The organism is Curtobacterium flaccumfaciens pv. betae (genome assembly GCF_026241855.1).
Taxonomy (GTDB): Bacteria; Actinomycetota; Actinomycetes; order Actinomycetales; family Microbacteriaceae; genus Curtobacterium; species Curtobacterium flaccumfaciens.
The window spans coordinates 1055686-1082264 of the sequence record NZ_JAPJDC010000001.1 but is presented as its reverse complement, the minus strand read 5'-3'; the positions used below and the strand labels follow the sequence as shown (position 1 = coordinate 1082264).

The window sequence follows — 26579 nt, the reverse complement described above, 5'->3', positions numbered from 1 at the left end:
GCGGTCCGACGGCGCGCTGTTCCCGGGGGTTGCTCAGTCGTCCTCCGCGGCGCGTCGCAGACCCCGCCGCCACCGGATCCCGACGGCCACCTGGACCCCGAGGGCGGCCACCGCGAGCAACAGTCCGACGACGATCCGCCAGACGTGCAGCAGTGCGTGCGCGGGCTGCGACTGCGGGTCGCCGAACAGGTCGGGGCGCAGGGACAGGACCGCGGCGGCGAGGACCACCAGCGCGTACGAGACCACCCGCGACCAGCGGATGGTGCGCTCCGCACCGGCGTCCGGCTTCGGGATGACGCGCGTCGGCATGTCGGTGCTCGTTCGTCCGCTACGATGGTCGGGCTGCGCCTGGTGCGCAGGCGCGGGGATGTAGCTCAATGGTAGAGCCCCAGTCTTCCAAACTGGCTACGCGGGTTCGATTCCCGTCATCCCCTCCACAACCTTTCCGTCAGGGGTCGGCGAATTCCTGGGTGATCTGCGAGGTACCCGCCGTCCTTCGGGAACAGCGACGTCGCCCACGTCACCGAGCCGATCGGCACTCGTGCCGTGATCACACCCCGGCGCTATCGGCGCCGAGACCCGCGGACGAGGGCTATCGAGGGCCGACTCTGAGCCATACTCTCGTTCGCGTGAACAAGCACCTCTCCTTCGCCGTCATGGCGCTCGCGGCAGTCAGCATCGTCGCGAGCACGGCAGCACTGCCGGCGGGCGCGGCGTCCGCTGCCCCTACCCGGACCACCGCGACCGGCGAACCGACGCCCACGGCGACCGCGAAGAAGTCGAAGCGAATCAAGAAGGCCGAGAAGTGGGTCCTCGCTGAACTGCCCGATGCGCCGATCTGGGAGGGCCTGACGGTCAACGGGGTCAAGGTCAGCAAGCGTGTGATCTGCGTAGACCGCACGTGGGCTCCGGGCGGAGGACCGGACGACAAGGGCGGCAACGCCGGGTACGTCGTCGTCAAGTTCCCCAAGAAGAAGAGCGGCAAGGTGAAGCTCGGCGACCCGCAAGACGGGTTCTGCGCCGACTACGCGCCCCCTGCTCCGGCGGCCAAGGTCCACGTTCCGAAGAAGCTCGAGAAGAAGAAGGGCCTGCTGGTCAGCACCAAGTTCGGAGACGAGTGGCCGCTGACGGTGCCCTACGCGGTCGTGCGCTGCAAGAACATCACCGCGGGCGGCATGGATCTGAACGTCGTGACACTCAAGGCTCCCGACGGCACCCGCTACGCGGTCAACGGCACCGCACAGGACCACACGTCGTACCCGGAAATCGACCCCATCTGGGCACCGAATCCTGAGGTCGACGGGTTGAGGATCGACATCTCGCCCGTGCTCGACGCGGGCCTGAAGCTCTGCAAGTAGCACGGGACCGATCCGTCTGCACGGTGTGACTCCGGCGACGGATGCCCACCAGTCGATCGCCTTAGAGCGCTCCGAGCGGCGCTTCTCCGACTTCCTGCCGCAGCATCCGGTACTGCTGCTCCCAACCAGGAGTGCCGCGTCCAGCGACGTGCAGCGCGGTCCGGACGGCTCCGAGCGCACGGTCGAGTGCACCGGACTCGTCGTCCGCGTCGACACCGATCGAGAAGGTGAGCGTGCCGCTCGACAGGTCAGCGGTCAGGTCCTGGTCGTGGACGTCGTCGAGGTCGAAGAGTGCGTCCGCGATGGTGTCGAAGTCCGCTGCGAGGGCTGCGCGCGGATCGTCCGCTGCCCCGAGTTGCGCCACGCAATCGAGCCGCACGAGGTAGTTCGTCATCACGTTCTCCTGTCCTCACAGCCCGTTCGCGCGAGCCGATACTTCAGATGCACAACGTACCAGGGGTTCGACGGCGTCAAGTGGACCGTGTGCAGGTGTTCGCCGCACGGGCAGTACGCCTTGTAGTACTTCCTCCCCTTCGCGAAGCGCCATCCCCGCGCCTCTGCCCCGCGCATGACCAGTTCGATGTCCTTCTTGGGATGTCGTGGTCGTTCGACCATCGCCACCTCCCCTCCACACCTTCGACGGTAGGGAGCAGGACCGCGACACCGGGGCCCGCCGTCGATGACTGTGGGGAGGTATCGCGATCGACGGACCTGTGGAGGAGTGATGGTCGGTGGCACGCGCGTCAGGGGTCGGCGAACTCCAGGGTGATCTCCGGGGAGTCGCCGAGATCCACCCGGGCACGCTTCCGCTCCGCCGCACGCAACGGCACGAGGTACCCGCCGTCCTTCGGGAACAGCGACGTCGTCCACGTCACCGAGCCGATCGTCACGCGCGCCGGGATCACACCCCACCCGTAGGTGAGCACCGGCGCGAGGTCAGCGATGACCTCGGCGGCGTCCGGCGGCACGACGGCGAAGAAGAACGGTGACGGGCCGCGCCACTCGATCACCTTGCCGCGGAACTCGAGTTCCATGCGGCGATCGTACGGCCGCGGACCTCGCACGGTGCGAGGGGCGCCGAACTCCGTGCGAGGTTCCGCACTCGGTGCGACGGGCGCGGGCTCGCACCGAGTGCGCAACCTCGTACCAGGCGAACCCGGGGCCCCGCGCTCGCACCACGCCGCGGGACCCGGAGGACCGACGCGTCAGCGGTACGACGCGGCCAGTCCGTACAGCACCTTCGTGAAGGAGGAGACGTAGGCGGACTCGTCGCCTCCGGGCAGGTTGTACGTCATGAAGACGCCGTACCCGTCGGCCTTCGTGCGCTGTGCGAGCGACACCGCGGTGGCCTGCGGGGTGTTCTGGATGTCGACCGCGGCGGCGGACAGCTTCGACTTCGGCAGGCCCGGGATCATCGGCGCCGCGTAGGTGCCGTAGTACGGGTTCCAGGCGTAGTCGAGCTTGCCGCCGATCGACGGGCTCGCGGTCTTCAGGGCGTCGGACGACGGGCCGATGTCGTAGAACGAGATGATCTTGCCCGGCATGTCCGCCCGCAGGGCACTGATGAGCCAGCCGATGGACTGCTGGTTCGGCTGCGGGGTGCCGTTCACGCCGTAGTCGGAGTACTCGTCGTCCAGGTCGACGCCGTCGAGTCCGTACTTCTTGACCGTCGCCGAGACCTGCGCCGCGAAGTCCCGCGCCGCGGCCTTCGTCGGGAAGTTCGCGAGGCCGGCGCCCTGGTGGTTGCCGAGCACCGAGAGCGTGACCTTGATGCCCTTGGCCTGCAACGGGCGGATCTGCGTGGCGGCCTGGTCGAGGGTCCGCTGCACGTTCTCGTTGTTGTACAGGACCGCCTTGCCGTCCTCGTAGTTGATGTTCGCGGCGAAGATGATCGCCACGTCGAACGCGTTCGCGCCGTTCGCCAGCGTGTACCGACCGACGTTGGCGAGCTCGTCGTTGTTCACCTCGACGTAGGCGATGCTCGTCGGCCCCGACTTGGTGGGCACAGCGTGGTGACCGTGACCGTGCCCACCGCCGTGGGACGCACCGTGCCCGTGCCCGTGGCTGGACCCGGACGAGGAGGGCGCCGCGGATGCTGCGGCGGGCACCAGTGGTGCCGCGAGCATGGCGACCAGTGCGGTCGCGATGCTGAACTTCGTGGACTGCTTCATGTGGTTCCTCCTTGGGTGGGACGGTCGGTCAGTCGGTCGGTCAGTTGCGCGGGAACCGGAAGGTGCGGACCTCGTAGGCGTCGACGGCGAACGAGGACGCGGCCGCTTCGGACGACGCCCCGGCGTCACCGAGCGGTTCCTCGAGCAGGGTCACCTCGACGGCAGCGCCGAAGGTCGCCTCGTCGGCCGAGACCGCGATGCCTCCGCTCCCCCGCTGCCCGGACGGCTCGTAGACGCGCACGACCAGGTCGCCCGACCGGTCGTCGGCGAGCTTGACACTCGACAGCACGACGTCGCCCGACACCCGCACCAGCGGCTCGAAGCCGTGCGCGCCCGTGATGGTCCGCGCGCTCGCGTTCATCCGCACGCCGGCCGACGTGGCTCCGAGCTGGTCGGTGCCGATGACGATGCCGTACCGGTGCGTCTGCACGCCCTGGTCGGTCTCGGGGTCCGGGAACCGCGGTGCCCGCAGCAGCGACAGCCGCACGGTGGTGGTGACGTGCCCGTCGACGGCGTCGCGCGTGGTGTCGAAGCCGTGGATCGAGTCGTTCACGAGCGCGACACCGAAGCCGGGCTCGGCCACCAGCACGTAGCGGTGCATCGAGGTCTCGAACTTCGCGGCCTCCCACGAGGTGTTCGTGTGCGTCACCCGCTTCTGCGCGCCGAACTGCGTCTCGGCGACGGTGTGCTCGGCGCGGACGTCGAGCGGGAACGCCACCTTGAGGAACTTCTCGGTCTCGTGCCAGTCGGTCACCTGGTCGAACTCCAGGGTGCGGGATCCCGGCGCCAGGACGATCTCCTGCGTCACCGTCGAGTCACCGAACGCCCGGGACACGACGACCCGTGCGACCCCGGACTCGTCGACCGACGCGGTCAGCCCGGTGGTCGACACGAGGTCCTCGACGCGGTTGCGGTAGTACCGGTCGACGTCCCACGCGTCCCACATGTTCGGGAAGTCCTGGTGCAGCTGCAGCAGGTTCGCCGCCTGGCCGGCCGCGATCGCCTCGCGTCCGCTCGCCAGGTCGACGGCGCTCGTCACGAGCCCCTGCGCGTCGACGACGACCCGCACCAGGTCGTTCGCCAGCACGTACCCGCCGTCCCGCTCGGTCAGGGACACGTCGGTCACCGCCGCCACGTCGGTCGCCACGACGGCGCCCTGCGCGGGTGCACCGGCCTGGAGGAACGGGGCCGGGTTCACGACGACGGCCGCGTCCCCGGTGCCGGCGAGCGCCGAGAGCGCCTGGTCGATGATCGTGGTCAGCGCTGCGGCCGTCTCGGCGTACCGCTCGACCGCTTCGCGGTGCACCCACGCGATCGAGGTGCCCGGCAGGATGTCGTGGAACTGCTGGAGCAGGACCTGCTGCCACAGGGCGTCGAGCTCGTCGTACGGGTAGGCGAAGTCGGTGCGGGCGGCGGCGGTCGCGGCCCAGAGCTCGGCTTCGATGAGCAGCTGCTCGCACCGGCGGTTGCCCTGCTTCGTGCCGTGCTGCGACGTGAGTGTGGCCCGGTGCAGCTCGAGGTACAGCTCCCCCACCCACACGGGCGGATCGGTCAGTTCGGACTTCGCCCGGTCGAAGAACGTGTCCGGGTGCTCCCAGCGGACCTTCGCGCTGCCCTCGAGGTCCGCCAACCGTGCGGCGGTGCCGGTCATCTCGCGGGTGGTGCCACCGCCGCCGTCGCCCCAGCCGACCGGGGCGATCGAGCCGGTCGCGAGTCGGTTCTCGCGGAACTGGCGGGAGGCCTTCGCGACCTCGCTGCCGGACAACCTCGAGTTGTAGGTGTCCATCGACGGGAAGTGCGAGAACACCCGCGAGCCGTCGATGCCCTCCCACAGGAACGTGTGGTGCGGGAACTTGTTGACCTGGTTCCACGAGATCTTCTGCGTGAAGAACCACTCGAAGCCCGCACGGCGCATGAGCTGCGGCAGCGCCGGCGAGTACCCGAAGCTGTCCGGCAGCCAGACGCCCTTGGGTCGGATGCCGAACTCGCGCTCGAAGAACCGCTGGCCCTGCGAGAACTGCCGGACGATGCTCTCGCCGGTCGGCATCACGGTGTCGGACTCGACCCACATGCCGCCGATCGGCAGGAACCGGCCGGCCTCGACGGCGGCCTTGACCCGGGCGTAGACCTCGGGGCGGTGCTCCTTGATCCACGCGTACTGCTGCGCGCTCGACATGCCGTACAGGAAGTCGTCGGTCTGGTCGATGAGCTCGGTCATGGTCGATGTGGTGCGGGCGACCTTGCGGATGGTCTCGCGCACGGGCCAGAGCCAGGCGGAGTCGATGTGGGCGTGCCCGACGGCCGAGATCGTGTGCGCCGAGGCCTCGGCAGGAGCGGCCAGCACCTCCGCGAGCGCCGCACGGGCGTCTCCGGCGGTCTCCGGAATGTGCTGCAGGTCGAGTGCGTCGAGGGCGTCGTCGAGGGCCTGCAGGATCCGCATGCGCCGGGGTCCGGCGGGCAGTTCGGCCTGCAGTTCGAGCAGGACGTCGATGTCGAGGGCGAGTTCGTGCACCTCGGACTCGAAGACGGCGAGCTCCATCCGGCGGGTGGCGTAGAGGCGCTTCGAGGACGAGGTCTGCACGTCGCCCTCCTGCGTCGGCAGGAAGGGGTGGTAGTCGAGCAGGACGGGGTTCGACGCGGCCTCGACGAACAGTTCGACGGTCTCGCCGCCTTCGGCCCGTTCGGTGACCAGGACCCACTGGTTGCGCGGGTTGATCGACTTCACGGGGGTGCCGTCGGCCAGGTAGACGAGTCCCTCGCACTGGAACCCGGGCATGTTCTTGTCGAAGCCGAGGTCGATCACGGCCTCCACCCGGCGTCCGGTCCACTCGGTCGGCACGGTCCCGGTCAACCGGAACCACGTCGTGCCCCAGGCCGCACCCCACGGCGTGCCGACCTCGTAGGGCTCGAACGTGAGCGCGAGCCCCTCGGTCGGCGGGACCGGCTCCCCCGGCAGCTCGTGCCAGGCGGCCTGGAGGGCCGTCGTGGTCGCGTGCACCGCGGGGGTGATCCGCTCGTCGAGCACCCGTCGGGCGCGTCCGGTGGTGAGGGGGATGTCGTCGTGCATGGGGCCTTCCGGGGTCAGGGCGTGGTCGCCGGGTGGGCGACGCGGACGGTGGTGGTGTCGAGGTCGGAGGGCACGTCGACGCAGCGGTCGATGCCGCGGGCGGCCAGCAGCGCGGTGTCCGACAGCCGGGAGCGCAGGACGACCTGCGGGCCGCGGCCGTCCGGTGCGGCCTCGGCCAGGGCGAGCCAGGCGGCGGCGAACCGACCGCCGGGGGCGCAGTCGGCGCGGGTGCCGTGCCGGTCGGTGCCGTCGGACAGCACGTCGTCGAGGACCAGCGCGGTGGCCGACGGTGCGGCGCGGGCGTCGCGGGTGTGCTCGGCGCGGGCGAGGGCGGCGAACGCCTCGCCGGCGGGCTTCAGTCGTCCGTCGTTCGTGAACAGCCCGAGGTCGTACTCGAGCTCCGGGAAGTCCGCGAGCGACCGGGCGACGTCGTGCGAGCACCACCACGTCACCCCGAGCACCTGCTGCGCGTCGAGGACGTGCCGGATGGTCTGCTCGGTGAAGGCGGCGGCGTCGGCGGGGTCGACGACGTTGGTGGGTGCGCCGACCTCCTGCAGCCAGTTCGGCCGGGCGGGGTCGCGGTTCCAGGCCGCGGCGAGCTGGAGCAGGTACTCCCCGTGCCGCACCGACCCGGCTCCGAGGGCGCCGTGCAGGGCCGCCGAGCCGTTGAACACCCACGAGTGCGTGACCGTGGCGTCACCGTGGTCCGCCGCGTGCTCGGGGCCGAAGGGCTGGGCGTCGTCGTACCAGGCCGCGTCGTACTGCGCGACGGTGACCAGTGGCCCGGGGCGCGACCCGGTGGCGGGCGGGACCGACGAGGCGGGGTCGAGCCGCGCCTCCCGGCCGACCGACACGGACGACGCGGCCGACGCCGACGACCCGTCCGACAGCCCCGCCCGCGCCGCCGCGACCATCGCCGCCGCCCACGCGTGGCCCTGCTCCGCCGTGATCGCGTGCGGTGCGGGGTGCGGCGCGTGTGCGAACTGGTTGACCTCGTTGCCGATGGTGATGCCGAGCAGGTTGGGCTTGTCGGCGACCGCTCCGGCGAGCGCCCGGACGTACGCGGCGGTCGACGCGACCACGTCCGGGTCGGTGAACATGTTGCGGCGGTGCCAGCTGTCCAGCCAGGACGGCACGAAGTCGAAGCTCGACAGGTGCCCCTGCAGGGCGTCCACGTTGACGTCGAGTCCGAACGAGCCGGCGAGGTCGACGACCGTCGCGACGTCGTCGAGGGCCTGCTGCCGGATGAGCGTCCGGTTCGGCTGGACGACCGGCCAGAGCGGGAAGATCCGCACGTGGTCGGCGCCGATCGACGCGATGGCCTCGAGGTCCCTGGCGGTGTCCGACCGCGAGAAGTCGAGCCACGAGTGGAACCAGCCGACCGAGGGCGTGTAGTTGACCCCGAAGCGCATCAGCCCTTCACACCGCCCTCTTCGACGCCCTTGAAGAAGAAGCGCTGCAGGACGGCGAAGATCACGGCGATCGGGATGAAGGCGATCATGGTGCCGGCCGCGATCATCCGCTGGTCGGTGGCGAACGTGCCCTGCAGGTACTGCAACCCGACGGTCAGGGTGAGGTTCTCGGGCGACTGCAGCACGATGAGCGGCCAGAGGAAGTCGTCCCACGCACCGATGAACGAGAAGATCGCGATGACCGCGATGGTCCCCTGCACGGCGGGCAGCGAGATGTAGCGCAGGCGTTGCAGCGCGTTCGCACCGTCCATCACCGCTGCCTGGTCGATCTCCTCGGGGATCTGCCGGAACGCGTTGAACATCAGCAGGACGTTGAGCGCCGCGATCATGCCGGGCAGGGCGACGCCGACCAGGTTGTCGGCGAGGCCGAGGTCCTTCACGGTGACGAACTGCGAGATGATCGTCGCCTCGCCGGGCAGCACGAGGGTGCCGAGGAACAGGCCGAGCACGAGCTTCCGGTGCCGCCACTGCAGACGGGCGAGGGCGAACCCGGCCAGGGTCGCGAACACGATGTTGCCGAGCACGTCGATCGCGGCGACGAGCAGTGAGTTGCCGATGTACCGCCACACCGGGATCGCGGCGGCGACCTTCAGGTAGTTCTCGATGGTCGGTTCGGACGGGATGAACGACGGGTTCGCCGTGTAGATGTCCTCACCGGCGCCCTTGAGCGACGTGGACAGCTGCCACAGGAACGGGCCGATCGTGATGAAGAGCACCACGAGGAGCAGGACGTAGCGGACGACCTTCTCGCGGGTGGACATGACGCCCCAGACCGCGCGGCGCCGCTTGCGTCCGTCGCGTCCGTTCTGCCTGGAGGCCCGTCCCGCGCCCGTCGCGCCGGTCACGTCCGGTGTCGGGCTGGCTGCCCCCTGCGCGCCGCCGATGACGGGTTCGGTCGTGCTGGTCGTGTTCGTCACTTGTCCGCCTTGCTGTTCATCCGGGCGAGGGCGAGCATCGGCACGAGCGTCACGACGAAGAGCAGGAGGCTCAGGGCGGACGCGTAACCGAGGTTGCCGGTGAAGCCGCGGGCGTACTGCTGGATGAGCATGACGAGGGAGTTGTCCTGCCCGCCGGGCCCGCCGGTGCCGTTGGTGAGGATGTAGAGCTCGCTGAACACCCGGAGCGCGGAGACGCACACCAGGATCCCGACGAGCGTCATGGTGCCGCGGACCCCGGGCATCGTGACCGACCAGAAGCGACGGACCGCGCCGGCGCCGTCGAGCGCGGCGGCCTCGTGCAGGTCCTTGCCGACGTTCCCGAGGGCGGCCAGGAAGATGATCATGTAGTAGCCGAGCCCCTTCCACACCGTCAGGCTGATGGCGCTGAGGAGCAGCAGCCAGCGGTCGGTCAGGAACGGGACGCTGCCCTGCACGACGCCGAGGGCCTGCGCCATCTCGTTGATGACGCCGCGGTCATCGAGGATCCACGTCCAGATGAGCCCGACGACCACCGCGGACGCGATGACCGGCGTGTAGAACGCGGTGCGGAAGAACGCGATCCCGGGCAGCTTCTGCTGCACGAGCACCGCGATGAGGAGCGGGAGGACCGTCAGCAGCGGCAGGCACACCGCCATGTAGATGACGCTGTTGAGCAGCGCCTCCCACACCTGCGGGTCAGCGAGCAGGGTCTCGAAGTTCTTGACCCCGACCCACTGGCTGACGCCGCCGAGCGGGCTGGCGTTCGTGAACGACAACCGGACCGTGTTGATCGAGGGCCACAGGCTGAACGCGACGAGCCAGATCAGTGCCGGCAGGACGAGCAACCAGGGCGTGTACCAGCGGTTCGCACGCATGACGATCCTCCCTCTTCCTTCTCCGGGGCCGGATCAGCCGTTGGCCAGCAGGCTGTTCATCTTGGTCTGGGCGGTCTGCAGCGCCTTCTCGGGCGCCACCTGGCCCTTCATCGCGAGGGCGATCTGCTGGTCGAGGAAGTCCGTCATCGCGGAGTTCGCCTCGACCGGGTTGATGACCTTCGCCGTCTTCAGGGCTTCGTTCGCCAGGACCCGGGCCTCGCCGTTCACCGTGCCGTCGTCCTTCGAGAAGTACGGGTCGGACTGCGACGACGTGGTGGACGGGAAGATGTTGACCTCGTGGGCGAACGCCTCCTGGTTCTTCGCGTTCGTCATGAACTCCGCGAAGGCCTCGGCGGTGGCGAGGTGCTTCGACTTGCTCGAGACCGACAGGCCCTGCACGTAGAGCGGCGGGGTGTCGAGTGCGGGGCTGACGGTGACCTTGCCCTTGAGCGACGGGTTGTTCTTCTCGAAGTCGGCGAGCGAGGTGGCCCCACCGGTGGTCCAGGCGACCTTGGCCTGCGTGAACAGGGTGGAGTTGCCGAGGTAGTCGCTGTTCAGCACGTTGGAGGGCATGTAGCCGTCCTGGTACGCGTCCTTGTAGCGGTCGATCAGGTCGGCGGCCCTCGACGAGTCGGCGAAGGTGAACTTCGTGCCGTCGGCGTTGAGCACCTTGACGCCGGCGAGCGTGAAGTCACCGAGGCCGGGCTTCCGGCTCATCAGGTAGTCGGTCGGGCAGTTGTCGTGCATGGTCTTCGCCTGCGTGAACAGCTCGTCGGTGGTCTTCGGCGGGTTCTTCGCGTCGAGGCCGCACTTGGCGAACATCGTCGAGTTCCAGTAGTTCACGTCCGTGTTGAGGTACCAGGGGTACCCGAACGTGCCGTCCACTCCCTTGTACTTGTACGAGTCCAACGCGCCGGCGACGTACGTGCTGGCGAGCTTCGAGTCGTCCTTCGCGACGTCCTGCAGGAACCCGCGCTTCGCGAGCGGCAGGGCGATGTCCGGCGGCAGGTTGATCACGTCGGGCAGGCTGTTCGACGAGGCCTGGCTGAGCACCTTGTCGGCGTACCCGTCCCCGGGCTGGTCCTGCAGCTTGACCTTCGCGTCCGGGTGGGCCTGCTCGAAGTCCTTGATGACCCCGTTGAGGTACCCCGTGTAGGTCGGCGTGAGCGCCCAGGTCTGCAAGGTGATGGTGCCGCTGATCTCGCCGCCGCCGTTGTCGGCCGCGTTCCCGCCGCTCGAGCAGCCGGTCAGGACGAGCGCCGTGGCGGCGGCCGTCGCGAGCAGCGCGGTGGCGCGGCCCCTCGTCATGCGTGTGGTGGTCCTCATGGCGTCTGACTCCCTCGTCATAGCTGAACCGGTTCAGCAGCAGTCACCGAACCCGTGTGTGGCAGCCACTGTGGATGACTAAAGCGCTATAGTCAACCCCGTGGCCACCAAGCGTCGAACGACGATCGCCGACATCGCCGCGCGGGCCGGTGTGTCCATCAGCGCGGTGTCCTTCGCGTTGAACGACCGCCCCGGTGTCTCCGATGAGACCCGTCGCCGCGTGCGCGAGATCGCCCGCGAGCTCGACTGGCAGCCGCACACCGCGGCCCGGGCACTCGGCGGCGCGAAGGCCGGTTCCATCGGGTTCGTGCTGAACCGCCCGGCCCGGACCCTGGGCACGGAGTCGTTCTTCGGCGACCTGATCTCCGGCATCCAGCTCGGGCTCGCCGGCACCCACGTCGGCATGAACCTGCTCGTCGCGCGTGATGCCGAGGAAGAACTCGAGACCTACCGGGACTGGTGGCGCGGACACCGTGTCGACGGCGTGATCGTGATCGACCCCCGTCGCGACGACGCCCGGCTCGCCCTGCTCGCCGACCTCGGCATGCCGACCGTCGTCGTCGGCTCGCACCCCTCCCCCGAAGGCGCCGCCCCCACGGTCTGGATCGACGACTCGGACGCCACCGACACCGTTCTGCGGTACCTGCACGCCCTCGGGCACCGACGCATCGCGCACGTCGCCGGGCGGCCCGAGTTCGAGCACACCGCCATGCGCATGGACCGGCTCCGGGCGTTCGCTGCCGACGAGGGACTCGACGACGCGGTCTCGGTACCGACGGACTACTCGGCCGAGGCCGGCGCGAGCGCCACCCGCACCCTGCTGTCCCGGAGCGTCCGGCCGACCGCGATCGTCTACGACAACGACGTGCTCGCCGTCGCCGGGCTGGGCGTGGCGAGCGAGATGGGCGTCGCGGTGCCCGGCGACGTCTCGATCGTGTCCTTCGACGACTCGGCGATGATCCGGCTCGTCCGGCCGGCGATCACCTCGCTCACCCGCGACACGGTCGAGCTCGGACAGCGTGCGGCGACCCTGTTGCGCGCGCAGATCGACGCCAGCGCCCCGCTCCCGTCCCGCCCGGGCCCCTCGCTCACCCTGAGCGTCCGCGAGTCCACCGGCCGCGCCCCCGCCTGACCCGCTCCGGAGGTCGGCCCCGACGACTCGCTCCCGCTCTCGCCGTCGCTCCCGACGCCGCTCCCGCTGCCGCTTCCGAAGCGCGGCGCGGCTGCCTGCATCTGGCGCGCACACACCGGTCGGCGACGGGACGACGTGGTCTTCTCCGCGCCGTGACGGTTCTGGTTCACGAAACCCGAGGATCGTGAACCAGAACCGTCATCGACGCGGAGCGGAACCTCCTTCCCCCGCCCTCGACGGTCACCGGCGGTTCGTCGGGGGTCGGACCCGCTCGAGGGTTCGGCGCATGGACGACGTCGTGCTGAAGCCGAAGCGGGTCGCGACGTCGGACGGGCGGCCTCCACGGCTGAGCGCGCTCCGGACGGCGAGACTGCGGTACCAGCGGCCGAGCTGCGCGGGCGAGCATCCCGTCGCTGCGACGCACCGGCGCTCGAGGGTGCGCTCCGACATGTCGATGCCGACGAGGAGCTCCCGCACGGATGGTCGACCGGCGGGATCGAACAGGCGGTCGAGGACCCGCGCGAGACTGTTGTCTCCGAGCATCGGGGGCGGGTTGTCGCGGAGCACCGTCGTGACGACGAGTCGGGCGAGGGCCTGCTGCTGCGCGCCGTGCCACCTCCCGCCGTCGAGGTGCCCGACGTGGCGCAGCGCGAGGCCGACGTCGGGCGAGGGCGCACCGGGTGGGCCGGTGCTCGCGAGGGGTGGGAGTGCGAGGACCTCGTCAGCGAGGGGGCCGAGCGTTGCGGTGCCCACGAGGACACCGGTGAGCGCGAAGAGTGCCTCGTGCGGGAACGCGTACGTCTCCGCGGCCTGGGGTGGGCCGGAGCGCTCCGGGGCCGTGCTGATCGTGATCGTCGTGTGCCCTTCGACGAGGGCGGCGGTGCCGGCGTCGACGATCGCGATGTCGTCTCCGCGCCGGATCCACACGGAGCGGGACCGCGTCGCCACCCAGGCGTGGGTGCCCGTCGGTTCGACGTCGAGCGTCCACGCCTGGTCGTCGGACCGGACCTCGGTGCCCGGCCCCACCTGGAGCCCGACGGCGTCGATCAGTGCTCGGAGCGCGTCACCCATCCGACGAGCGTGATCCACGGGCACGATGAGCGGGCGTGGATCGGGCGACCTGTGGAAGAGGGGGGATAACCCCACCCGGGGTGGGGAGAGGGCAGGATGGGGGAACGGCTCCGCGATCGCGAGGCTGGATGCATGACCGACACCGACCGCCTCGACCAGGCGCGAACCGTCCCGCTGGACGACGTCACGCCTTCGCCCGACCAGGCCCAGACCGTCCCGCTGGGCGACTCCGTGCCCCCTGGAGCCACCAAGCCGATGCCCCAGTACCCGCGCCAGCACCACCAGGACCCCCAGGACGCCCCGCAGTCCCCGCCGGCGTCGTGGAGCGCCACCCCGCGGGTCGGGTCCGGCCCGGTCGGTGGTTCCGGTCGCGGGTCCGGTATGACCGCCGGGCAGTTCTACCGCGACGCGTGGAAGCGCCTGCCGCGTGACTTCGGCTACATGGCGCTCACCGCCGTGCTGCTCTGCACGCTGTACTTCGCGTTCCCGACGGCGATCTTCGGTGGCGGGTTCCGAGACCTGTTCAACCCCTTCGTCCTGCTCATGTTCTTCATCGCGCTGTTCGTGGCGCGGTGGCTCGGACAGTTCGAGAAGCTCCGCATGAGCTGGGCCGACCCGAGGCCGATCCGCCCGGTGGACTGGACGCCCCGCTGGCAGCAGAACTGGTGGACCCGCACGGGGTCGGCCGTCGCCAACCCGCACTACTGGCTCTACCTGCTGCACGCCGCGGTCGTGTACCCGCTCGTCGCGGTCGTGACCGTCGGGACCGGTGCACTGCTGCTCGTCGGCCTCGCCTGGCCGATCGTCGTGGGCGGACTGTACTTCGCGAACAACGTCCGGGTCGGCTACTTCCCGGACAGCGTCGGGTTCGTGACCGGCGTCGGCGCCCTCGGGCTGCTGTCGATGGCCGCCTCGGTCGTGCTCTTCCCGCTCTGGGCCCGCGGGTCCGTCCTGGCGCACTACTGGGTCGACTTCGGCCTGCTGGGCGGCTTCCGGGCCGAGCAACTCGAGCAGCGGGTCGCCGGTCTGCAGGCCTCCCGCGCCGGTGCCGTCACCGCCGAGGGGCAGGCACTCCGCCAGATCGAGCGCGACCTGCACGACGGCCCGCAACAGCGGCTGGTGCGACTCCGCATGGACCTGTCCGCCGCCGAGCGCGCCTTCGAGAAGGACCCCGAGAAGGCCAAGCAGCTCATCGGTGAGGCATCCGAGCACGCCCAGGACGCCCTCGACGAACTGCGCGCACTGTCACGCGGCTTCGCTCCGCCGATCCTGCTCGACCGCGGACTCGTCGCGGCGCTCGAGGCACTGGTCGCCCGGACCCCGATCCCGGTGGGCCTGGACGTCCGGCTGCCCGAGGGCTTGGAGCTCGCCACGGAGATCCAGCGCAACGTGTACTTCACGGTGAGCGAGCTCCTGACGAACACCATGAAGCACGCCGGCGCCACCACCGCCGGGGTGTACCTCGGCCTGGTCGTCGACGCCTCGGGCCTCTGGTACCTGACCGTCAGCGTCACCGACGACGGTCGGGGTGGTGCCCGACCGCAGCAGGGCCACGGGATCGAGGGCCTGATCGGCCGCATGCGGGCCCTCGACGGCGACCTGGTCGTCTCGAGCCCCGAGGGCGGCCCGACCGAGGCCACCGCCCGGATCCCCCTCGGTGCCCTGAACGGCGTCCCGACGGCGGCGAACCAGCGGTCGTGACCCCACGGGAGCGTCCGCGCTCCCACTAGGCTGGTCGGCATGACAGACGGCCCGGATGCAGCACGCATCCGGGCCGTCGTCGTCGACGACGCCGTCCTGCTGCGCGAGGGCCTGGCCCGCGTGCTCGACGAGGCCGGCATCGACGTCATCGGGCAGTACTCCGACGCCCGGGCCTTCCTGGCGACCCTGCCCGAGGGCGCACCCGACGTCGTGGTGATGGACGTGCGGATGCCGCCGACCTTCACCGACGAGGGCGTCCGCGCCGCCGTCGAGACCCGCCGGATCGCCCCACGGACGGGCGTGCTCCTGCTCTCCCAGTACGTCGAGGCCACCTACGCCGAGGACGTCCTCGCCGCCGGCGCGACCGGCATCGGCTACCTGCTCAAGGACCGCGTCACCCGGCTCGAGGAGATCGACGACGCCGTCCGCCGCATCGCCGCCGGGGGCACCGTGCTCGACCCCGAGGTCGTCACGCAGCTGATGAGCCGCCGCCGCGACCCGCTCGCAGCCCTGACCCCGCGCGAGCGTGACGTGCTCGGGCTGATGGCCGAGGGCCGCACGAACGCCGCGATCGCCCGTGCCCTGGTGATCGGCACCGGTGCCGTCGAGAAGCACGTGTCGAGCATCTTCGGCAAGCTCGCACTCGAGGACACCGGAGAGGACCACCGCCGTGTCCTCGCCGTCCTCGCCTACCTCGGATGAGCCGAGCCCGAGGATGAGCCGAGCCCGAGGATGAGCCGGATCCCCGCGCCCCTGCTGGCCCTCACCGCGATGGTGTCCGTCCAGCTCGGCGCCGCGATCGCGAAGACCCACTTCGACGACGTCGGCGCGGTCGGGGCCGCCACGCTGCGGCTCGTCATCGGCGCCGTCGTGCTCGCCCTGGTGGTCCGTCCCCGCGCCCGGCACTGGACGCGGGCGCAGTGGCTCGGTGCGGTCGGGCTCGGCCTGGCGCTCGGCGGCATGAACGTCTTCATCTACCTGTCGTTCGCGAGCATCCCGATCGGGGTCGCCGTGACGATCGAGTTCCTCGGGCCGCTCGCCCTGTCGCTCGTGCACACCCGGCGCTGGCGCGATGCACTCTGGGCGGTGCTGGCGCTCGCCGGGGTCGTGCTGCTCGGCGTCGGCCCGACCGCGGTGACCGAGGTGGGTGGGGTCGTCTGGGCGGTCCTGGCCGCCGGGTGCTGGGCGGGCTACATCGTGATGAACCGGCACGTCGGCGCCGCGATCCCCGGCGTCGACGGGCTCGTCGTGTCGATGGTGGTCGCGATGCTCGTGTCGTTGCCGTTCGGACTCCGGTCCGCGGTCGACGGCGTCCTGCGCGAACCGACGCTCCTGATCGTCTTCGGTGCCGTCGCCGTGCTGTCCAGCGTGCTGCCGTACGCCCTCGAGATGCTCGCGCTCCGCCGGATGCCGACGCGGGTGTTCGGCGTGCTGCAGAGCCTCGGCCCGGCGATCGCCGCCCTGGCCGGCCTGGTGGTGCTGGCCGAGGGGCTGTCGGTGCTCGAGACGGTCGCCCTGGCGTGCGTCACCGCCGCGAGCGTCGGCGTGACGCTGTCGGCGCGTCGCCGACGCGGCGGACCGGTGGGGTGAACGAAGAGGAGGCCCGGATCACGTCCGCCGACGGCGGTGCGTGATCCGGTCCTCCTGGAGAAGACCGTCTACTCGTCGCGCAGGAAGTCTGCGTACGTGGGTTCCGACTGCTCGCCCGACAGGAGGGACGGATCGTTGATCCGACGCTCGACGTAGGCGCTGATGACCTCGGGCGGGGTGAGCACGTGGGCGACCCAGGACGGCACCGCTGCGTTCTTCATGGTGCCTCCTTCTGGGACAGGGGTCCGGACCGAATGCCTCGATCAGTGAGTTACTTGCTGACCCCGTGTTCGCTAAACCATCCTCGGGGTGCGGGCGGAAGTCAACGCAGTGCGTTCTGCGGACTCCGGTTCGCGCTGTCCCGGTCGGCACGGAGCGTGCGGTGCTTCACCGCGGAGCGCCACACCCACGCCTCGGCCTGCTGCCCGAACTGCGCCCACTCCACCAGCACGGCGTCGCGGGTCCAGCTCTTCGCGAAGGCCTTCACCCGGACGTGGAAGGTCGGGAACTGGATCCACGCCCAGACCGGCTTCGGGGTGACGGCGTGGCAGACGTCACCGCCGCGGGCATCCTCGGACAGGGAGTACGCGCGCGGACGCTCGACCTCCGGGTGTTCCGGGGGCTGCCACCGGTTCTCGCGACGCCGTCCCACGACGGTATTCGAACGTGTGTTCGAACGACAGTCAAGTCGACCGCGTCGTGTGGACGAGCACCCGGGGCCGCACGGGCGTGTCGTCGGGGCACCGAACGGCGGGGAGCGTGTTCCGCTGGCGGGGTCCCGGGGCATAGGGTGCGGGCATGCAGAGCAGCACGGGGGTACGGGTGGTGTCGGCGGCCGCGGTGGTGGCGGCGCTGGTGTTCGGGGCGGCCGGACTGGTCGGGACGGTCTGGCTGGCGCCGTGGGACCTGCCCCGCGGGTTGCTCCTCGGCGCCACGGTCGTCGCCGGCATCGCCGCAGTCGTCGTGCTCGTCGCCGCGGTGCGCGCCCGGGACCGCCGAGCGCTCACGTTCGCGGTGTCCGTGCTCGCGTTCGCGCTCGTGTCGCTGGTTCCCGGACTGTTGATCGACGTGTTCCTCGTCGTCGCGCAGGCGGCGCTCGTGGCCTTCGGTGTCGTCACCGTCCGGAGTGAACCGGGTGTGCAGCGGGCCTTCGGCTGGATCGTCACGGTGGCGGCCGCGGCGTGGTTCGTCACCGCACTGCTGTCGGAGACCGTGCTCCTCACGGCGCTCCCGCAGGCGTCGCTCGGCGTGGCCATCGCGGTCCCGGGGCTGCTGCAGACCGTCGCCTACCTGGCCGCGGCGGTGCTCGTCGCGGTGCCGCTGCTGCACCCGGTGGGCCGCGGTGTCGGCGTGCTGTGGGCCTCGGCCGAGGTGCGCTGAACCGGACTCCCGCCCGCCTCAGCCTGCGCGGGCCGCCAGGCGCTCGGAGCGTCGGCGTGCCTGCTCCCCGGGGTCCGGCACCGGGGCGGCCTGGATGAGCCGTCGTGTGTACGGGTCCTGGGGCGAGCGCAGGATGGCATCGCACGTCCCGTGTTCGGCGACCCGGCCGCCGTGCAGCACGACGACCCGGTCGCACAGGGTGTCGACCACGGCGAGGTCGTGCGTGACGAACAGGCACGCGAACCCGAGGCGCTCCTGCAGCTCGCGGAACACGTCGAGCACGCGGGCCTGCACCGACACGTCGAGCGCACTCGTCGGCTCGTCGGCGATCAGGAGCGCGGGGTCGAGGGCCACCGCTCGGGCGATCGCGACGCGTTGCCGTTGGCCACCGGAGAGTTCGTGCGGGTAGCGCTCGGCGTAGCCGCCGTCGAGACCGACGTCGGCGAGGAGCCGCTCGACCCGCTCCTCGACCTGCACCGCCGGCAGCCGGAGGATCTGGCGGAGCGGCTCGGCGACGGTCTGCCCGACCGTGTACCGGGGGTTGAGCGACCGGAGCGGGTTCTGGAACACCACGCCGACGTGCTGGCGCATCTGCCGGCGCGCGGCTCGTCGTGCGCCGGCGACGTCGGTGCCGTCGACGACCACCGAGCCCGAGGTGATCGGCGCGAGGCCGACCGCGGCCCGGCCGATGGTGGTCTTGCCGCTGCCGGACTCTCCCACCAGGCCGACGATCTCGCCACGGCCGACGGTGAACGACACGTCGTCGACGGCACGGAAGCGCCCGCGCAGGGCGCCGCCGTACTCGACCACGAGGTGCCGGACGTCCAGCACGGCGGCCGGGGGCTCCGTGGCGGAGCCGAGCCGGGCCTCCTGGCCGGACCCGGTGCCCATCCGCGGGACCGCAGCGAGGAGTTCCCGCGTGTAGTCGGCGGACGGTGCGGCGAAGACCGCCGCTGCGGTGCCGGTCTCGACGACGCGTCCGCGGCGCATCACGACCACGCGGTCGGCGAGGTCCGCGACGACGCCCATGTCGTGGGTGATGAGCAGGATCGCGGTGCCGGTGCGCTCGCGCAGCGCGCGGAGGACGTCGAGCACCTCGGCCTGCACGGTGACGTCGAGGGCGGTCGTCGGCTCGTCCGCGATGAGCAGGTCCGGGTCGGCGGCGAGCGCCATCGCGATCATCACGCGCTGGGCCTGTCCGCCGGAGAGTTCGTGCGGGTACTGGCCCAGGCGGCGTTCGGGTTCGGGGACCTCCACGGCGCGGAGCAGCTCGAGCGAGCGCTCCCGGACGGCGGCGCGGTCGTGCGGGCCGTCGGTGCGTCGGACGGCCTCGGCGAGCTGGAACCCGATGGTGAACACCGGGTTCAGCGCCGCGGACGGGTCCTGGAAGATCATCGACACGCTGCGGCCCCGGACCGACCGGAGGGTGCGCTCGTCGGTGCCGATGACCTCGAGGTCGCCGAGCCGGATGCTCCCCGAGGCGCGCGCACCGTCGGGGGCGATGCCCATCGCGGTCATCGCGGTCATGCTCTTGCCGGAGCCGGACTCCCCCACGACCGCGACGACCTCGCCCCGGGCGACGGTGAACGAGGCGTCGTCGACGGCGCGGACGACCTCGCCGTCGACGTCGAAGGTGACGGTGAGGTGCTCGACGGTCAGGACGTCGGTGGTGCCGCTCATGGGGTCTCCGGGGGGTCGGTGTCGTCGCGGGCGGCCTTGAAGGCTTCCCACTCCTCGAGCATCTTGCGGTGGTAGCCCTGCAGCCACTGCATGTAGTCGCGGCCGTTGAGCAGGCGCTCGCGGACCTCGGCGTCCACGTCGCCCGTGCCGGTGCGGCCGGCACCCTCGACGACGGCGAGCCCGCGGCCGATGATGTCGCGCTGCCGGTCGAGGTACTTCCGTTCACTGGCGAGCCAGGAGCCCCAGACGTCGGCCTCGGCACGGAAGTAGTGACTGCGCTCGCCGGGGACGATGTGGCGCTTCACGAACCCGGAGTCGACGAGCCGCCGGGTGGCCATCGACACCGACCCCGAGCTGGCACCGAGCGCTGCCTGCAGGTCGGACGACGACGAGTGTGGTGCGCGGGTCATCATCAGGTAGCCGAGCACCCGGGCGTCGGTGAGGGGCATGCCCGCGCCGTCGTTGAGCATCAGGGCGAACTCCTCGACGAACGCCTGGCGCTCCGGTCCGAGCAGCCGGTCGTCGGTCACGAGGCCAGCCCGGCGGCCACCTCGGGTCGCTCGTCCGGGATCGACCACGGCTCCTGCGACATGCCGCCACCGCCGCGGATCGCTCGCGCGGTGCCGTCCTCGTCGCGCATGTAGGTGATGTCCTCGTCGACCGAGCCGAAGCGGTTGCCGTGGGTCATCCGCAGGGTGTGGGCGTCGACGACCTCGAGCCGCGTGGGGGTGTCCATCGGTTCGGGGCCGGACGGGTCGACCTCGACGAGCCGGTCACCGATCCGGGCGACGTCGGTGACGCCCCACGGGTTGGCGAAGCGGCCGGTGAACGTGGCGGTGTCGACGTTGTCGGGCACCGGGGTCCCCGGGGCGTCGGCGTCGGCCGCTGCGTCGAGCATGGCGATGACCGCGGTGGCGATGAGCGTGGCGGGTCCGGCGGCGGCACTCGTGAGCACGGACACGACGAGCCCGGACGCCGGGTCGAACATCGACTGGGTGATGTGGCCGGGGAACCCGCCCGAGTGGCCGCGGATCTCCCGTCCGCCGATCCGGTCGACGATGAACCCGGCGCCGTAGCCGCGGGCGGCGGGGTCGTCGGTGGCGCTCCAGGCCTTCCGCTGCGCGAGGCGCTTGGAGTGGTCGTCGAGCAGGGTGCCCTGCCCGATCACGTGCTGCGAGAAGTAGCGGACCAGGTCGGACGCGGTGCCGTGGAACCCGGTGGCGGCGGCCATCGCGCGGGTGTCGACGTGGTCGATGCGCTGCCGGTGCCTGGCGGTGTGGAAGCCGGTGTACCCGACCACGAAGTCGTCGGCGCGTGCGGGGTCCCAGTCGGGGCCGGTGTTCCGCAAGCCCAGGGGTCCGGTGATCGACTCCCGCACGAAGTCGTTGTACGACTGCCCGGACACCGCGGCGATGACCAGGCCGAGCAGGGAGTAGCCGAGGTTCGAGTAGTTGAACGACGAGCCGGTCGGCACCTTCTGGCCCCGGTCGAGCACGAGCGCCAGGAGTTCCTGCTCGTCGGGGAACGGGCGGAGCAGGGACCAGTAGTCGCCGTCGTGCCCGTCGCGGATGACGCCGGCACCCATCTCCATGAGCTCGCGCAGGGTGGCGTCGGCGAGTGGGGAGCCGCCGTCGACCAGTGCCGGGACGTACGTGCCGACGGTGTCGTCGAGCCGGAGCGACCCGCGCTCGGCGAGCTGCAGCAGGGCCGTCGCGGTGAAGGTCTTCGAGTGCGAGGCGATGCGGAACAGGTCGGTGGTGGTCAGGCGGCGCCCGGCCTCGACGTCGGCGTAGCCCCAGGCCTCGTCGAACAGGACCTCGCCGCCGTACCCGACGGCGACCTGTACGCCGGGCACCCGCAGCTGCCACACCTTGTACGACACCCACTCACGGATGTAGGGCAGGGTCTTCCGGTACGCGGAGAGGGTGTCGGTCACGGTGGTCCTTTCGAGAACGGTTCTGCAGCGAGTCTGGCGTGTCGGTCGCGGCGATGTCCGCCGCGACGCGGTCGACGGCCGTCAGCGCCGACGCGGGTCGAGTGCGGCGCGCAGCGTGTCGCCGAGCGCGATGACGGCGAGCACGGTCACGGCGAGGAACGCCGCCGGGGCGATGAGCATGTGCGGGGCCCGGAGGAACTGCGACGTCGCCGCGGACAGCTGCAGCCCCCACGAGATCGCCGGACGCTCCAGCCCGATGCCGAGGTAGGTCAGCGACGACTCGGACACGATGACCCCGCCGACGGTGATGGTGGCGAGCACGAGCAGCGGCGAGATCGACGACGGCAGCACGTACCGGGTGGTGATCCGCCACGTCGACAACCCCATCGTCCGGGCGGCGAGCACGAACTCGGCGCCCCGGACGCTGCGGACGCTCGACCGCACGAGCCGGGCCATCGTCGGCCACCCGAACAGGGCGAGCACGAGCGACACGGTGAGCACCGACCGCTCCCCCACGCTGTTCAGCACGACGACGGCGCCGAGCAGGAACCCGAGGAACACGTCGGTGAGCCGGGCGAGGACGGCGTCCACCCACCCGCCGACCATGCCCGCGACGGTCCCGACGACGACCGCGACCATGCCGGCGAGCAGGGTCGTGAGCACCGCGACGGCGATCGACGACCGGGTGCCCCAGACGACGTTCGCGTACACGTCGCAGCCCTGCAGGTCGAAGCCGAACGGGTGCCCGGCGGTCGGTGACGCCCCGCTCCGGCCGAGGTCGCACACCCGCGGGTCGCCGTGGCCGAACAGGCCGGCGAACAGCTGCGGGAACGCCGCGATGAGCAGGACCACCACGAGCACCGACGCGGGCACCCAGAACCCCGGCGTCCGTGCGGCGGCGAGCAGTGGCCGGCGCCGGACCCCGACGACGGGTTCGACGGTGGCGCCGAGGGCTTCGGTGGTCATCGGGAGGCTCCTGTCCGGACGCGCGGGTCGAGGGCGGCGTGCAGCAGGTCGACGAGCACGCTCGTGACGAGGAACACCAGGATGAGGGCGGTCGAGATGCCGACGACGACGGCACCCTCGTGCGAGCGGATGCCCTGGAACAGCAGGTTCCCGACGCCCGGCAGGTTGAAGATGCCCTCGATGATGACGGTGCCGCCCATCAGGTACCCGAGGTCGGTCGCCAGGTAGGTGGCGGTGGGGATGAGCGAGTTCCGCAGCACGTGCACACCCACGATCCGGCCCGGGGCGAGCCCCTTGGCGCGGGCCGTCCGCACGTAGTCGGCGTCGAGCGTCTCGATCATCGACGTCCGGGTGAGCCGGGACACCGCGGCCAGGCCGAACAGGGCGATCACGAACGCCGGCAGGACGTACGCGGTCGGCCACCCGGCGGTGACGCCCGCGACCGGGAACCAGTGCAGCCGCACCGAGAACACCAGCTGCAGGGCCACACCGAGCACGAACACGGGGACCGCGCCGACGACGATGGTGCCGACGAGCACCGTCTTGTCCAGCACGGTGCCGCGCCTGAGCGCCGAGACGACGCCGAGCCCGATGCCGAGGACGATCTCGAGCGCCCAGGCGCTCAGCGCCAGCGTGATCGTCACGGGCCACCGCGAGGCCATCTGCTCGCCCACGGACTGCCCGTTGAAGTCGGTGCCGAAGTCACCCCGGAACAGGCCGCCGAGGTACTGCACGTACTGCAGCCACAGCGGCTGGTCCAGGTGGTACTCGGCCCGCAGTGCCCGCACGACCGAGTCGGTGAGGGGGCGCTCGCCGCCGAGCGCCTTGATCGGGTCGCCGGGCAGCGCGAACGTCATCGCGTAGATCAGGAAGGTCACCCCGAGGAACACGATGACCAGGCCGCCGAGTCGGCGACCGACGGCGAGCGTCGGACGCATCACGCGTCTCCCGACACGGCCGCCGACACCGGACGGGAGGCGCGGGTCGGGTCCGCCACGTGCGCCGCGCAGGCGAGGATCGCCCCGTACTGCACGCCCACGAGCTTCCCCACCGGGATCGGCTGCGCACCCGTCGACGCGTCCGCCTGCCAGTGCGCGTACCGCTCGGCCAGGCGGTCGCGGAGCCGCCGGAGCGGCGCGGACGCCGTGCCGGCGGCCGTCTCCGCCTCGACGGCACGCAGGAGCATGCCGCCGTAGCGCAGGCGGAAGCAGCGGACGAGGTCCTCGCAGCCGAAGCGCTCCGCGACGGTGGCCGTGCGGTCGGCCGGTTCCCGCTCGGCCCGGCGGCGGTCGGTGTCCGCCATGCCGACGAGCATCGGGACGAACGCCCGGGAGGCCTCGACGAACGGGGACGGGATCGAGAGCATCGGGGACGCCTCGTCGAGGAACGCCTGCAGTTCCGCACCCGAGGCACCGAGCTCGTCCGCGCACCGGCGGAGCAGGTCGGCGTACGACTCGTCGGTCGGGGTCGGGTCGTCGGCGTCGGGGTGGCTCCAGTACGGCAGCTCGGCCACCATGCAGAGGGCGCCGTGGCGCATCGCCCACGCCGCGCTCGACCCGCCGTGGATGTGCTCGCCGGGGTCGACGCCGAGCTCCTCGAGGTAGGCGTACGCCGTCTCGATGCCGTCCATCGCGAACACCGCAGGGGCGAGCTCCCGCAGGTACGGGGACTCCGGCTCCCCGGTGTCGAGCGGCAGCCCGAGTGCGGCCGGCACCGCGTGCAGGGTGTCGACGACGTCGGGCAGGTCCTCGGACAGGTAGTAGTAGACGCCGCCCATCTCGCCGTTGTGCAGGCTCACGAGCAGGTCCGGCTCGGTGTCGTCGATGAGCCGCATGAACGCGAGCGTCTCGGGCAGCACCTGGTCGAAGTACACCGACTTGTAGCTGTTCGGGAACGTCCACTCGACCTGGCTGTCCGGAGCGGGCCGGTAGAAGTGCCGCGAGTAGAAGACCCGGTCGTGCGGGTCGTGGAACCACGCCTCGTTGAGCCGCATGCCGTCCGGGTCGATCGTCGGGACGATGTGCCAGGTGACGTCGAGCCCGGCCACCCGCTCGTCACCGAGGGCCGTCTCGGCGAGGTGCAGCGCCGTCCACGAACCGATCGGCTCGTTCGGGTGCACCCCGCCGACCACGACGGCCGCGTGCGACCCGGTGCCGATGCGGTAGCTGTGCAGGGGTTCGCCGAGGCGGCTCGTGCCGATCCGGGTGACCGTGACCCGGTCCGGGTGCGCCGCGGCGAGCGCGGCGAACCGGGTGTGCAGGTCGTCGACGAGCGGGAAGCCGTCGCGGTCGGGGACGTCGCGGACCAGGTCGAGGACGGTGTGCTGCTCCATGCCCCGCCCTACTTCACGGCGATCTGGGCGATCACGGGGCTGCCCGCCACCGCCGGCAGCTTCGCGATCTTGTCGCTCGTGACGTACGAGTACTTGTCGAAGAAGGTCGGGACGATCGGGAAGTCCTGCAGGACCGCCTCCTGCGTCTTCGTGTAGTACCCGTTCGCCTCGTCCTGGGACCCGGCGGAGTCGGCCTTCGCGAGCAGCGAGTCGACGTCGTCGGACTGGTAGTAGCCGGTGCACGGGGAGCAGCCGCCGGCCGTGGTGAACAGCGCGCGGAGCGTGTTCTGCTGGCTGATGTACAGCGCGCCCCAGTGGCCGAAGTGCGGGCCGGCGACGGTCTTGTCCGTGAGCTCCGAGTAGTAGGACGCCCAGTCGGTGGTGGCCTTCGCCTCGGCGTCGACGCCCAGGTTCTGCCGGATCTGGTTGGCGTACGCCTCGTACAGGGAGTCGAGGCCGGTGCCGCCCGGGTAGACGAGCGTCATGGTGCCGTCGAACCCGCCGGCGCTGGCGAGGAGCTTCTTCGCCGCTGCCGGGTCGAACTCGCAGGCGTCGCCGCAGATGCCCTCCTCGGTGCCGGACATCGACGGTGGGGTCAGCGCGGTGGCGGGGTCGTACAGGCCGCCGTAGATCGCGTCGTTGACCTCGTCACGGTCGATCGACATCGAGATCGCGCGGCGCACGTCGGGGTCGGAGTACCGGTCGTCCCACAGCGGGAACCCGAGGTAGTCGATGCCGGGGGCGTCGAAGGAGTGCAGGCGGTCGCCGAAGTCGGCCTTCGCGCTCGTCATCTTGTCGGTCGGCAGGAACAGCACGTCGGCGTTGCCGGCCAGGACGTCGGTGTACGCGGTGTTCATGTCGGAGTAGCTGCGGAAGGTCACCTCGTCGGTGGCGGGCTTCGTGCCCTCGTAGTCCTTCCAGGCCGTGACGGTGAACTCCTGGTCCGCCTTCCACGCCTTCGTCATCTCGTACGGGCCGTTGCCGATCGGCTTCTTGTCGTACGCCTTCAGGTCGTCGTACGCGGCCTCGGGCATCGGGTAGAACGCCGTCTGGGCCTGGCTGAGCTGCAGGGGGAACTGGCTGTCCGCGTGGGTGAGCGTGACCGTGAAGGTGTCCTTGCCGGTGACCTTGAGTCCCGACATCTCCTTGGTCTTCGGGGTGCCCTTCGCCGGGTTGAGGTCGGTGTACCCGACGATCCCGGCGAGCTGACCGCTGTTCTCCCACGCGTTCGGGCCGTAGGCGACGTGGTTCCACGCCTTCACGTAGCTCTCCGGCGTGACGGCCTCGCCGTTCTGGAACGTCCAGCCGTCCCGCAGCGTGATCGTCCAGGTGGTGGCGTCGTCGCTCTCGACGCTCTTCGCCGCGACGTCGTGCAGGTCACCGTCGGCGTCGGTCTGGGTCAGCGGCGCGAAGACGCTCATCACCTGATCGAAGGCCACGGTCTGCCGGCCCGGGGTCAGGTGGTCGGGCTCGCCGGTCGCGTAGACCAGGCTCGAGGGAGCGTCGTCGTCGGCCGCGCCGCCCGCCGAACAGCCGGTCGCCACCAGTGCCAAGGTTGCCGCCGCGGCCAGCGCGGCGATCGTCCTGCGTCGCATGATCTCTCCT

25 protein-coding genes and 1 tRNA gene are annotated in these 26579 nt (G+C 71.1%); 7 read left to right on the top strand and 19 right to left on the bottom strand.

The window, feature by feature from the left end:
• Positions 1-33 precede the first annotated feature (33 nt).
• Positions 34-309, bottom strand: a complete 276-nt coding sequence (locus tag ORG17_RS05140) for a hypothetical protein (protein WP_027464694.1) — start codon at positions 307-309, stop codon at positions 34-36.
• Between the two features lie 54 nt (positions 310-363).
• Here ORG17_RS05140 and ORG17_RS05135 point away from each other — a divergent pair.
• Positions 364-437, top strand: a tRNA-Gly gene (locus ORG17_RS05135).
• Positions 438-629: 192 nt separating this feature from the next.
• Entirely contained in the window at positions 630-1358 is a 729-nt protein-coding gene (locus ORG17_RS05130; RefSeq protein WP_301565279.1) for a DUF2511 domain-containing protein, read from the top strand.
• A 61-nt stretch (positions 1359-1419) separates the two neighbouring features.
• On the opposite strand, the gene ORG17_RS05125 is transcribed toward ORG17_RS05130, so the two are convergent.
• The 8 genes from ORG17_RS05125 to ORG17_RS05090 all read right to left on the bottom strand — a co-directional run bounded on the left by ORG17_RS05125 (position 1420) and on the right by ORG17_RS05090 (position 11168).
• Positions 1420-1752 (bottom strand): hypothetical protein, encoded by a 333-nt coding sequence (locus ORG17_RS05125; protein WP_214527902.1) that lies wholly within the window; start codon positions 1750-1752, stop codon positions 1420-1422.
• A gap of 349 nt (positions 1753-2101) precedes the next feature.
• The gene (locus ORG17_RS05120; RefSeq protein ID WP_214527903.1) at positions 2102-2392 is read right to left on the bottom strand and encodes a DUF1905 domain-containing protein; all 291 of its coding nucleotides are present in this window, start codon (positions 2390-2392) and stop codon (positions 2102-2104) included.
• A 171-nt stretch (positions 2393-2563) separates the two neighbouring features.
• Entirely contained in the window at positions 2564-3529 is a 966-nt protein-coding gene (locus tag ORG17_RS05115; RefSeq protein WP_214527904.1) for an endo-beta-N-acetylglucosaminidase H, read from the bottom strand.
• Between the two features lie 40 nt (positions 3530-3569).
• Positions 3570-6596: an alpha-mannosidase gene (locus ORG17_RS05110; protein WP_214527905.1), complete on the bottom strand. Its 3027-nt coding sequence runs from the start codon at positions 6594-6596 to the stop codon at positions 3570-3572.
• Positions 6597-6610: 14 nt separating this feature from the next.
• Complete coding sequence (locus ORG17_RS05105) at positions 6611-8008, bottom strand: glycoside hydrolase 5 family protein (RefSeq protein WP_214586029.1); 1398 nt, start codon at positions 8006-8008, stop codon at positions 6611-6613.
• The gene (locus tag ORG17_RS05100) at positions 8008-8985 is read right to left on the bottom strand and encodes a carbohydrate ABC transporter permease (protein WP_214527829.1); all 978 of its coding nucleotides are present in this window, start codon (positions 8983-8985) and stop codon (positions 8008-8010) included. The genes ORG17_RS05105 and ORG17_RS05100 overlap by 1 nt, the downstream gene beginning before the upstream one ends.
• Positions 8982-9860, bottom strand: coding sequence for a carbohydrate ABC transporter permease (locus ORG17_RS05095; protein WP_017886011.1), 879 nt, complete (start codon positions 9858-9860; stop codon positions 8982-8984). Before ORG17_RS05095 ends, ORG17_RS05100 begins: the two co-directional genes overlap by 4 nt.
• 33 nt (positions 9861-9893) lie before the next feature.
• The gene (locus tag ORG17_RS05090; RefSeq protein ID WP_214527830.1) at positions 9894-11168 is read right to left on the bottom strand and encodes an ABC transporter substrate-binding protein; all 1275 of its coding nucleotides are present in this window, start codon (positions 11166-11168) and stop codon (positions 9894-9896) included.
• A 118-nt stretch (positions 11169-11286) separates the two neighbouring features.
• On the opposite strand from ORG17_RS05090, the gene ORG17_RS05085 reads away from it, so the two are divergent.
• Positions 11287-12318, top strand: a complete 1032-nt coding sequence (locus tag ORG17_RS05085) for a LacI family DNA-binding transcriptional regulator (protein ID WP_138802824.1) — start codon at positions 11287-11289, stop codon at positions 12316-12318.
• Between the two features lie 240 nt (positions 12319-12558).
• Here the strand turns inward: ORG17_RS05085 and ORG17_RS05080 are convergent, their stop codons facing one another.
• The gene (locus ORG17_RS05080) at positions 12559-13389 is read right to left on the bottom strand and encodes a helix-turn-helix domain-containing protein (RefSeq protein ID WP_214527831.1); all 831 of its coding nucleotides are present in this window, start codon (positions 13387-13389) and stop codon (positions 12559-12561) included.
• Between the two features lie 132 nt (positions 13390-13521).
• Here ORG17_RS05080 and ORG17_RS05075 point away from each other — a divergent pair, with 132 nt between their 5' ends.
• Genes ORG17_RS05075 through ORG17_RS05065 form a run of 3 tightly spaced genes read left to right on the top strand, consistent with a single transcriptional unit; the run spans position 13522 to position 16680 of the window.
• Entirely contained in the window at positions 13522-15090 is a 1569-nt protein-coding gene (locus ORG17_RS05075) for a sensor histidine kinase (RefSeq protein ID WP_214527832.1), read from the top strand.
• A gap of 39 nt (positions 15091-15129) precedes the next feature.
• Positions 15130-15792: a response regulator transcription factor gene (locus tag ORG17_RS05070; RefSeq protein WP_027464682.1), complete on the top strand. Its 663-nt coding sequence runs from the start codon at positions 15130-15132 to the stop codon at positions 15790-15792.
• Between the two features lie 30 nt (positions 15793-15822).
• On the top strand, positions 15823-16680 hold the full coding sequence (locus ORG17_RS05065) for an EamA family transporter (protein WP_214527833.1): 858 nt from the start codon (positions 15823-15825) through the stop codon (positions 16678-16680).
• Positions 16681-16748: 68 nt separating this feature from the next.
• Here ORG17_RS05065 and ORG17_RS05060 read toward each other — a convergent pair whose 3' ends face one another.
• Both ORG17_RS05060 and ORG17_RS05055 read right to left on the bottom strand, forming a co-directional pair.
• Positions 16749-16901: a hypothetical protein gene (locus ORG17_RS05060; RefSeq protein WP_163343414.1), complete on the bottom strand. Its 153-nt coding sequence runs from the start codon at positions 16899-16901 to the stop codon at positions 16749-16751.
• Between the two features lie 101 nt (positions 16902-17002).
• Positions 17003-17332 (bottom strand): hypothetical protein, encoded by a 330-nt coding sequence (locus ORG17_RS05055; RefSeq protein WP_035807629.1) that lies wholly within the window; start codon positions 17330-17332, stop codon positions 17003-17005.
• Positions 17333-17478: 146 nt separating this feature from the next.
• Between ORG17_RS05055 and ORG17_RS05050 the strand changes: the two genes are divergently transcribed.
• Positions 17479-18060 (top strand): hypothetical protein, encoded by a 582-nt coding sequence (locus tag ORG17_RS05050; protein ID WP_214527834.1) that lies wholly within the window; start codon positions 17479-17481, stop codon positions 18058-18060.
• Between the two features lie 18 nt (positions 18061-18078).
• Here ORG17_RS05050 and ORG17_RS05045 read toward each other — a convergent pair whose 3' ends face one another.
• The 7 genes from ORG17_RS05045 to ORG17_RS05015 all read right to left on the bottom strand — a co-directional run bounded on the left by ORG17_RS05045 (position 18079) and on the right by ORG17_RS05015 (position 26569).
• The gene (locus ORG17_RS05045) at positions 18079-19740 is read right to left on the bottom strand and encodes a dipeptide ABC transporter ATP-binding protein (RefSeq protein ID WP_214527835.1); all 1662 of its coding nucleotides are present in this window, start codon (positions 19738-19740) and stop codon (positions 18079-18081) included.
• Complete coding sequence (locus ORG17_RS05040) at positions 19737-20270, bottom strand: GbsR/MarR family transcriptional regulator (RefSeq protein WP_231495614.1); 534 nt, start codon at positions 20268-20270, stop codon at positions 19737-19739. The genes ORG17_RS05045 and ORG17_RS05040 overlap by 4 nt, the downstream gene beginning before the upstream one ends.
• Entirely contained in the window at positions 20267-21676 is a 1410-nt protein-coding gene (locus ORG17_RS05035; RefSeq protein ID WP_301565278.1) for a beta-lactamase family protein, read from the bottom strand. Before ORG17_RS05035 ends, ORG17_RS05040 begins: the two co-directional genes overlap by 4 nt.
• Positions 21677-21757: 81 nt before the next feature.
• Entirely contained in the window at positions 21758-22642 is an 885-nt protein-coding gene (locus tag ORG17_RS05030) for an ABC transporter permease (RefSeq protein ID WP_214527836.1), read from the bottom strand.
• The gene (locus ORG17_RS05025; protein ID WP_027464675.1) at positions 22639-23580 is read right to left on the bottom strand and encodes an ABC transporter permease; all 942 of its coding nucleotides are present in this window, start codon (positions 23578-23580) and stop codon (positions 22639-22641) included. Before ORG17_RS05025 ends, ORG17_RS05030 begins: the two co-directional genes overlap by 4 nt.
• The gene (locus ORG17_RS05020; protein ID WP_214527837.1) at positions 23580-24974 is read right to left on the bottom strand and encodes a M14 family zinc carboxypeptidase; all 1395 of its coding nucleotides are present in this window, start codon (positions 24972-24974) and stop codon (positions 23580-23582) included. Before ORG17_RS05020 ends, ORG17_RS05025 begins: the two co-directional genes overlap by 1 nt.
• 8 nt (positions 24975-24982) lie before the next feature.
• Positions 24983-26569: a peptide ABC transporter substrate-binding protein gene (locus ORG17_RS05015; RefSeq protein ID WP_250892567.1), complete on the bottom strand. Its 1587-nt coding sequence runs from the start codon at positions 26567-26569 to the stop codon at positions 24983-24985.
• Between the last annotated feature and the right edge of the window lie 10 nt (positions 26570-26579).

What these genes read in the sequence shown, in the direction of transcription:
- ORG17_RS05125 (WP_214527902.1), bottom strand. Translation starts at nt 1,752, where the DNA reads ATGACGAACTACCTCGTGCGGCTCGATTGCGTGGCGCAACTCGGGGCA.
- ORG17_RS05045 (WP_214527835.1), bottom strand. Translation starts at nt 19,740, where the DNA reads ATGAGCGGCACCACCGACGTCCTGACCGTCGAGCACCTCACCGTCACC.
- ORG17_RS05080 (WP_214527831.1), bottom strand. Translation starts at nt 13,389, where the DNA reads ATGGGTGACGCGCTCCGAGCACTGATCGACGCCGTCGGGCTCCAGGTG.
- ORG17_RS05025 (WP_027464675.1), bottom strand. Translation starts at nt 23,580, where the DNA reads ATGCGTCCGACGCTCGCCGTCGGTCGCCGACTCGGCGGCCTGGTCATC.
- ORG17_RS05105 (WP_214586029.1), bottom strand. Translation starts at nt 8,008, where the DNA reads ATGCGCTTCGGGGTCAACTACACGCCCTCGGTCGGCTGGTTCCACTCG.
- ORG17_RS05020 (WP_214527837.1), bottom strand. Translation starts at nt 24,974, where the DNA reads ATGGAGCAGCACACCGTCCTCGACCTGGTCCGCGACGTCCCCGACCGC.
- ORG17_RS05030 (WP_214527836.1), bottom strand. Translation starts at nt 22,642, where the DNA reads ATGACCACCGAAGCCCTCGGCGCCACCGTCGAACCCGTCGTCGGGGTC.
- ORG17_RS05075 (WP_214527832.1), top strand. Translation starts at nt 13,522, where the DNA reads ATGACCGACACCGACCGCCTCGACCAGGCGCGAACCGTCCCGCTGGAC.
- ORG17_RS05090 (WP_214527830.1), bottom strand. Translation starts at nt 11,168, where the DNA reads ATGACGAGGGGCCGCGCCACCGCGCTGCTCGCGACGGCCGCCGCCACG.
- ORG17_RS05140 (WP_027464694.1), bottom strand. Translation starts at nt 309, where the DNA reads ATGCCGACGCGCGTCATCCCGAAGCCGGACGCCGGTGCGGAGCGCACC.
- ORG17_RS05095 (WP_017886011.1), bottom strand. Translation starts at nt 9,860, where the DNA reads ATGCGTGCGAACCGCTGGTACACGCCCTGGTTGCTCGTCCTGCCGGCA.
- ORG17_RS05110 (WP_214527905.1), bottom strand. Translation starts at nt 6,596, where the DNA reads ATGCACGACGACATCCCCCTCACCACCGGACGCGCCCGACGGGTGCTC.
- ORG17_RS05070 (WP_027464682.1), top strand. Translation starts at nt 15,130, where the DNA reads ATGACAGACGGCCCGGATGCAGCACGCATCCGGGCCGTCGTCGTCGAC.
- ORG17_RS05120 (WP_214527903.1), bottom strand. Translation starts at nt 2,392, where the DNA reads ATGGAACTCGAGTTCCGCGGCAAGGTGATCGAGTGGCGCGGCCCGTCA.
- ORG17_RS05050 (WP_214527834.1), top strand. Translation starts at nt 17,479, where the DNA reads ATGCAGAGCAGCACGGGGGTACGGGTGGTGTCGGCGGCCGCGGTGGTG.
- ORG17_RS05060 (WP_163343414.1), bottom strand. Translation starts at nt 16,901, where the DNA reads ATGAAGAACGCAGCGGTGCCGTCCTGGGTCGCCCACGTGCTCACCCCG.
- ORG17_RS05115 (WP_214527904.1), bottom strand. Translation starts at nt 3,529, where the DNA reads ATGAAGCAGTCCACGAAGTTCAGCATCGCGACCGCACTGGTCGCCATG.
- ORG17_RS05065 (WP_214527833.1), top strand. Translation starts at nt 15,823, where the DNA reads ATGAGCCGGATCCCCGCGCCCCTGCTGGCCCTCACCGCGATGGTGTCC.
- ORG17_RS05015 (WP_250892567.1), bottom strand. Translation starts at nt 26,569, where the DNA reads ATGCGACGCAGGACGATCGCCGCGCTGGCCGCGGCGGCAACCTTGGCA.